Here is a 6,759-nt window from a genome sequence, read left to right as displayed (position 1 = left end):
AGCGCTGAGGGCGGCGGTCAGACCGCCGTACGTGTAGAACGAATTCCGGTTCGGGAACATCTGGTTGAACTGCGACTCGCTCACCACGAACCCGGCGGCGGACGCGCTCGGGGCCGGCTGAAGCAGCAGAGCGGCGCTGCCCAGGGCGAGCGAGGACAGCAGTGCGGCTATGCGGCGCCTCGACACAGGATCAACTCCTTTGCGGAGCACGGCCGCACCCGGACAAGGGCAGGACGAAACAGAGCCTTGAGCGCACGCGCCGACCGGGTCGGCCACGGCGTGGGGGCGGCCGTGGTGGGGGGTTTGGAGACACACTCAACCGCGTTGGTATGTACCAGTCAAGGGTGTAGACCAAATAAGGTGTAGACCAATCAACCCGGCCCGGGGCCACGGGAGTCGAGACCCGATGTGAAGCGTCGATCCGCCGTACGAGCCGCTCCCGGCCGCATGACACAGGTCAGCTCAGCGCACCGGCAGCGGCTCCGGATCACCGCACCGCTCGGCCCGCGTACGCGCGGACGTCGGCGTCGGGGTCGTTCACCGCGGTGGCGAGTGCCGCACGGGCGTCGTCGTGTGCGGCATGCCGCAGCAGGCTGAGAACCGCGGCCTTGCGCACGTCGGCGTCGGTGTCGCGCAGCAGTTGGGCGAGGGCGGGGACACCGTCTTGCGGTGCCGTCCCGCCGAGGGCCTTCGCGGCGCCCGCGCGGACCTGCCATGCCGGGTCGGTGAGCGCCGCCGTCACGGTGGCGAGGAGTCCGTGCGGGACGCCGAGGACGCCCAGCGCTTCCAGGGCCGCGGCACGGACCAGGACGTCGGGGTCGCGGATCAGGGCGTGCAGGGCGGACGGCGTACCTTGCTGCGCCCGCGCGAAGTGCGTGGCCAGGGCGGCGAACCCGCGCGCCACGGCGACCCGTACCTCACGTGCGGCGTCGTCGGCCGCCTCCGACAGGGCATCGCCCGCGTCCACCGAGACCAGGGCGCGTACGGCGGCCAGGCGCACCTCGGTGTCCGGGTCGGCCAGGTGCGGGGCGAACAGTGCCGCGTCGCCCAGGCGCAGGGCGCGCAGCACGTCCAGGGCCGCGGCGCGGGCCGTCGGGTCCGCTGCCGTCAGTGCGGCGACCAAGGGTGCCCGCAACTCCGGCTCCGCCGTCAGGACTTCGGCCAGCTCGCGCAGCGAAGACGCGGCGGCGGCGCGCACCTGTCCGTCGCCGTCGGTCAGGGCGGTGCCCAGCGCGGGGCCCGTTCCGGGTGGGGCCGTCTCGGTCAGCGCCTTCACGGCCGCGAGGCGTACGGCGGCATCCGGGTCCTTCAAGTAGGGCTCCAGCGCCGGGAGGTCGGGTTCCTCCTCCGAAAGCGCGACCAGTTCGAGGATCCGTTCGCGGTTCGACTCCGAGGCTCCGTGCGGCTCGCCGTCGGACGGAGCCACGTCGCCCGGTTCCCCAGCGGTCACTGCCGGCGGCACCTCCCGGCGTCCCGCCGTGGCCGTCGGAAGCGGGTCCACCTCGCCCAGGTGGCGGGAGGGGCCGCCCGTGGGGGTGAACTCGTCGACGGGCACGAGGTAGGGGGCGACGGGACGCGCCGTGAACTCCATGGCTCCCGAAGAACCCTTGCGCAGGTCGAGGTGGTGCAGCCACTCCGTGTCGTCCCGCTGAGGGTGGTCGAGGCGCTCGTGGTAGAGGCCCCAGCGGGACTCGGTACGGGCGAGGGAGGACCGGGCCGCCATCTCCGCGCAGTCGCGGATGAACGAGACCTCCGCGCAGCGCATCAGCTCGTGCGGTGTCCTGGCCCCCATCTCGGCGATCTCGTCCCGCATCCGCTCGAAGTGCTCCAGCGCCAGGGAGAGCCGGGCGCCGCTCTTGGGCGGAGCGACGTAGTCGTTGACGAAGCGACGCAGCTTGTACTCGACCTGGGGCTGAGCAGGCCCGTCGGGGTTGCGCAGCGGCCGGTAGATCAACTCGTGGGCCTCGGCGAGCTGGTCCTGCGGCAGTTCACCCTGATACGCCGTGTACTGGGCCGCGTCCTCGCCCGCCAGGTCGCCGAAGACGAACGCCCCGATCATGTAGTTGTGCGGGACGCAGGCCAGGTCACCCGCCGCGTAGAGGCCGGGGACGGTGGTGCGAGCGTGGTCGTCCACCCGTACGCCCGAGGCGGAGTGCCCGCCGCACAGGCCGATCTCGGAGATGTGCATCTCCACGTCGTGGGTGCGGTAGTCGTGGCCGCGCCCGGAGTGGAAGGTGCCGCGGGTGGGACGCTCGGTGGAGTGCAGGATGGACTCCAGGGCCGAGATCGACTCCTCGGGCAGATGGCTGAGCTTGAGGTAGACCGGTCCGCGGTCGGAGGCGACCTCGGCGGCGAACTCGGCCATCATCTGCCCGGACCAGTAGTCGGAGTCGACGAACCGCTGCCCGTGCCGGTTGACCTGGTAGCCACCGAACGGGTTGGCGACATAGGCGCAGGCCGGGCCGTTGTAGTCCTTGATGAGCGGGTTGATCTGGAAGCACTCGATACCCGTGAGCTCCGCGCCCGCGTGGTACGCCATCGCGTAGCCGTCCCCCGCGTTGGTGGGGTTCTCGTACGTGCCGTACAGGTAGCCGCTCGCGGGCAGCCCCAGCCGGCCGCAGGCACCGGTCGCGAGGATCACGGCGCCCGCCCGCACGACCACGAAGGCCCCGGTGCGGGTGTTGAAGGCGGCGGCGCCGACCGCCCTGCCGTCCGCGGTCAGGACCCGCACCGGCATCAGCCGGTTCTCGATACGGACCTTCTCGCGCACCTCCCGCCTGCGCAGCTGCCGGTAGAGCACCTTCTTGACGTCCTTGCCCTCGGGCATGGGCAGCACGTACGAGCCCGAACGATGCACCTGGCGCACCGCGTACTCACCGTGTTCGTCCTTCTCGAACTTCACCCCGTACGACTCCAGACGCTGCACCATCTCGAAGCCCCGGGTGGCCGTCTGGCGGACCGTCGACTGGTCGACGATGCCGTCGTTGGCGCGGGTGATCTCGGCGACGTAGTCGTCGGGTTCGGCACGGCCGGGGATGACGGCGTTGTTGACGCCGTCCATGCCCATGGCCAGCGCTCCGGAGTGCCGGACATGGGCCTTCTCCAGCAGCAGCACGGACGCACCGCGCCCGGCGGCGGTGAGCGCGGCCATGGTGCCGGCGGTGCCGCCGCCGATCACCAGAACGTCGCAGCTCAGCTCCTCCGCCGAGCCGAGGGCGGGGATCTCCGTCAGGGTCGCGGTCGCGGTGGTCATGGCAGGGGTGCCTTTCAGGACGTACGGGGGCAGCCGAGGGTCGCGCGGGAGCGGGTGGGCGCTCGGGAAGTGGGGCGGGCTTACTCGAAGGCGGGGCGGGCGAGGTGCTTCGGACGGGCGGGGCCGAGGGTTGCTCGGGAGGTGCGGGGGCCGAGGGTCGCTCGGGAGGTGCGGGGCGCAGGTTGCCCCCGACGTGCAGGGGCGAGGGTTGCCCGGGAGGTGCACGGCCGAGGATCGCTCGGAACGTGCACGAGCGAGGGCGCCCGGGAAGCGCACGGGCCGAGGATCACTCGGAACGTGCACGAGCGAGGGCGCCCGGGAAGCGCACGGGCCGAAGGTCGCTCGGGACGTGCAGGGGCCGAGGGCTGCCCCGAAGCGCAGAGCCGAGGGTTGCTCGGAACCCGCCTGAGCCCAGACGGCTCGGGAGTGCGGGAGCCGAGGAGGCTCGGACGTGCCGTGGCGGCCGAGGGCCGTTCAGGACGAGCGCGAGCCGAGGGACTCGAGGATGTCGTGGCGCAGTGCCACCGTCGCGGGGTCGTCGCGGGCGCCGCGGTCGCGGGGTCGCGGTACCGTCCGGACATCGGCGAGGCCGCCCGTGCCGAGCAGGGCGACGCGGTCGCCGAGGAACAGTGCCTCGTCCACGTCGTGGGTGACGAAGACGACGGTGGCTCCGGTCCCGCGCAACACCTCCACCAGCAACTGCTGCATGCCCGCCCGGGTCTGGGCGTCCAGGGCGCCGAAGGGCTCGTCCATGAGAACGGCCCGCGGCTGCCCGGCGAGCGCGCGGGCCAGCTGCACCCGCTGGCGCTGCCCTCCGGAGAGCCGGTGCGGCAACTGCCCCTTCCGGTCGGGCAGGCCGACCCGGTCCAGCCACTCCTCCGCCCTGGTCCTGCGCTCGGCGCGGCCCAGCCCTCTGATGGCCAGCGGCAGTTCGACGTTGGCACGGGCCGTGCGCCACGGCAGCAGCGCGTCCTCCTGGAAGACGAGCGCCCGGTCCGCGCCGGGGCCCGTGACGGGCCGCCCGTCCTGGGCGACCTGTCCGGCCAGCGCGGGCAACAGCCCGGCCAGTGTCCGCAGCAGGGTCGACTTCCCGCACCCGGACGGGCCGACGACCGTCAGGATCTCGCCGGGGGCGGCTTCGAGATCGACCCCGTGCAGGACGACTGCACCGGATCGCCCCAGGTCCGTCCCGGTGAGGCTGAGCCGTGCCCCGGAGGCGGGCTGTTCGGCCCGAGAGATGGTCGCGGGCGTATGGATGACGGGGGCGGTGGCGGCGGTGTCCGATTTCGTGCTCATGACGTGGCACTCCCTTCGCGTCGCGGCAGCCAGTGCGTCAGGCGGCGTCCCATAAGCTCCACCACGGTGGAGGTCAGCCAGCCGAGCACGCCGATGCTGACGATGCCGGTGAACACGCCCGGGTAGTCGAGGACGGTGTAGTCCTGCCAGGTGCGGTAGCCGATCCCGTACTCGCCGGAGATCATCTCCGCGGAGATCACACAGATCCACGAGACGCCGATCCCGACCGACAGCCCGCCGAAGATCCCCGGCAGCGCGCCGGGCAGCACCACGGAGGCGAGCACCCGCCACCGTCCGCCGCCCATGGTGAGCACCGCCTCCTCCCACACCGGGGCCAGCGCGCGCACCGCGTGCCGGGTGGCGACCAGGACCGGGAAGAAGGCGGCGGTGAAGGTGATGAAGACGATGCCCTGCTCGTTGCTGGGGAAGAGCAGGATCGCCACGGGTACCAGCGCGATCGCCGGGACGGGCCGCAGCACCTCCAGGACCGGTCCGATCAGGTCGGCGGCCCACCGGGAGCGCCCGACCGCCACGCCCGCTGCGACGCCGAGCACCGCCGCGAGCAGGAACCCGGTGACGATCCTGCGCAGGCTGTCGCTCACGTCCTGCCAGTACGCGCCGTCGGCGAGGCGCTCGCCGAACTCCCGGGCCACGTCGGTGACGGACGGGAACTGGTCGAAACGCAGCCACAGTTGGACGTCCAGCGTGGTGAGCAGCTGCCACACCGCGAGCGCCGCGAGCAGTGACAGCACGCGTACGACCGGCCGGAGGCGGGCGGTGCGTCGAGCGGGGGCCGGCCGTGTGGACTCCTTGCTCGCTTTCGTCGGCTTCGTCGGCGGGGCGGTCACCGTGGTCATGACGCCTGCTCCAGTGCGGTGGCGTAGGAGACGGTACGGGCGCCGGCGTGGGCCTGGGTGTACGCGCGGGCGGCGGAGGGCGTGACGAACGGCTGCAGCTCCTTGCCGTCCTGGACCCAGACCGCCTTGTCGGCGTACCAGCGGGTGCCGTTGGCGGCGTCCGGTACGTACGCGGCGCGCACGTCGCCCTTGTGCCCGGCGACGAACTTCAGCAGTGCGGCGGGCGAGTCGAAGGGCCGGGTGCTGTCCTCGCCCTTGAGCCACACCTCGCTGCGCGAGGGCTCGGAGGTGGCGGCGAGCCGCTCGGCGTACTCCTTGCCGTAGACGCGCTTGATCGGGCCGTCGTCGACGAAGGCGTCCACGTCCACGTCACCCACGAGCTTCGCCGAGCGCAGCACCGACACGTCCTTCTTCAGCGCGGAGACGAGCTGCGGCTTGACGGTCGGGTCGAAGGTGGCGATGCCGCCGCTGCCGTTGTAGAGGTAGACGACCTCCGCGGGCAGGTCGGTGGCCTCGGCGACCTTCTCGGCGGCCTGGACGGGGTGTTCGTTCAGGTACCGCGTCGCCTCGATCTGCGCGGCGAGGAAGGCGTCGAGCACCTTCGGCCGCTGCTCGGCGAAGTCCTCACGGACCGTCACGCCGTGGAAGGTGGGCAGGTTCAGTTCCGCACCGTCGTACAGTGCCTTCGCCTTGCCCTGGAAAGCGAGCAGCCCGGGCCACGCCACGAACTGCGACAGGGCGTCGGCGCTGCCCGCCTGAAGTGCCGAAGCGCCCACCGACGGCTGCTGGTTGAGCTTGCGGATGTCCTTCTCCGGGTCGAGTCCGGCGCGCTGCAGCGCCCGTACGAGGGTCCCGTCGGCCGCCGAACCGATGCTGGTGGACACGGTCTTGCCCCGCAGGTCCTTGAGCGAGGCGAGCTTCGAGTCCGGCGGCGTGACCACGGTGTTGAGGGCGCCGCGCAGGTTGTAGCCGGTGACCGAGACGAGCCGGGTGGGACGGTTCAGCTGTTTGCCGCGGGCGGCGTTGATCAGCAGCGGGAAGTCGCCCATGGACCCGATGTCGATCTTCCCGGCGGTCATCTGCGCCGTGATGGGCGCGCCCGTGGCGTAGTCCTGCCACTGGACCTTGTAGGAGACACCGTCCCGTTTGCCCCGGGCGGCGAGTTCGCGTTCGAAGTAGCCGAGGGAGCGCAGCAGGGTGCCGGCGGTGACGGTGTTGATGGTCTTGGACTGGTAGCCGACGGTGACGGTGACGTGCTTGTCGTCGCCGGCCGCCGCATTGCCGCCGCAGCCCGTGACGAGGGTGCTGACGAGGGCTGCCGCGAGCAGGGCTGCGGGAGTCGTGCGTTTCATG

4 protein-coding genes and 1 pseudogene are annotated in these 6,759 nt (G+C 72.0%); all 5 read right to left on the bottom strand.

What is annotated here, in order from left to right:
• Positions 1-186 (bottom strand): annotated as a pseudogene (locus ACWGDB_RS28955) (chitinase); the annotation flags it as partial.
• Between the two features lie 301 nt (positions 187-487).
• Positions 488-3,253 carry a fumarate reductase/succinate dehydrogenase flavoprotein subunit gene (locus ACWGDB_RS28950; protein WP_453825117.1) on the bottom strand — a complete coding sequence of 922 codons (2,766 nt, stop codon included), beginning with the start codon at positions 3,251-3,253 and terminating at the stop codon, positions 488-490.
• Between the two features lie 474 nt (positions 3,254-3,727).
• The gene (locus ACWGDB_RS28945) at positions 3,728-4,549 is read right to left on the bottom strand and encodes an ABC transporter ATP-binding protein (protein WP_453825116.1); all 822 of its coding nucleotides are present in this window, start codon (positions 4,547-4,549) and stop codon (positions 3,728-3,730) included.
• Positions 4,546-5,406, bottom strand: coding sequence for an ABC transporter permease (locus ACWGDB_RS28940; RefSeq protein ID WP_453825115.1), 861 nt, complete (start codon positions 5,404-5,406; stop codon positions 4,546-4,548). The genes ACWGDB_RS28945 and ACWGDB_RS28940 overlap by 4 nt, the downstream gene beginning before the upstream one ends.
• A complete protein-coding gene (locus tag ACWGDB_RS28935) occupies positions 5,403-6,758 on the bottom strand; it encodes an ABC transporter substrate-binding protein (protein ID WP_453825114.1) in 1,356 nt (451 codons plus the stop codon). The genes ACWGDB_RS28940 and ACWGDB_RS28935 overlap by 4 nt, the downstream gene beginning before the upstream one ends.
• Position 6,759: the final 1 nt, after the last annotated feature.

This window comes from Streptomyces sp. NPDC055013, from assembly GCF_053608645.1.
This window is presented reverse-complemented; position numbering and strand designations above follow the sequence as displayed.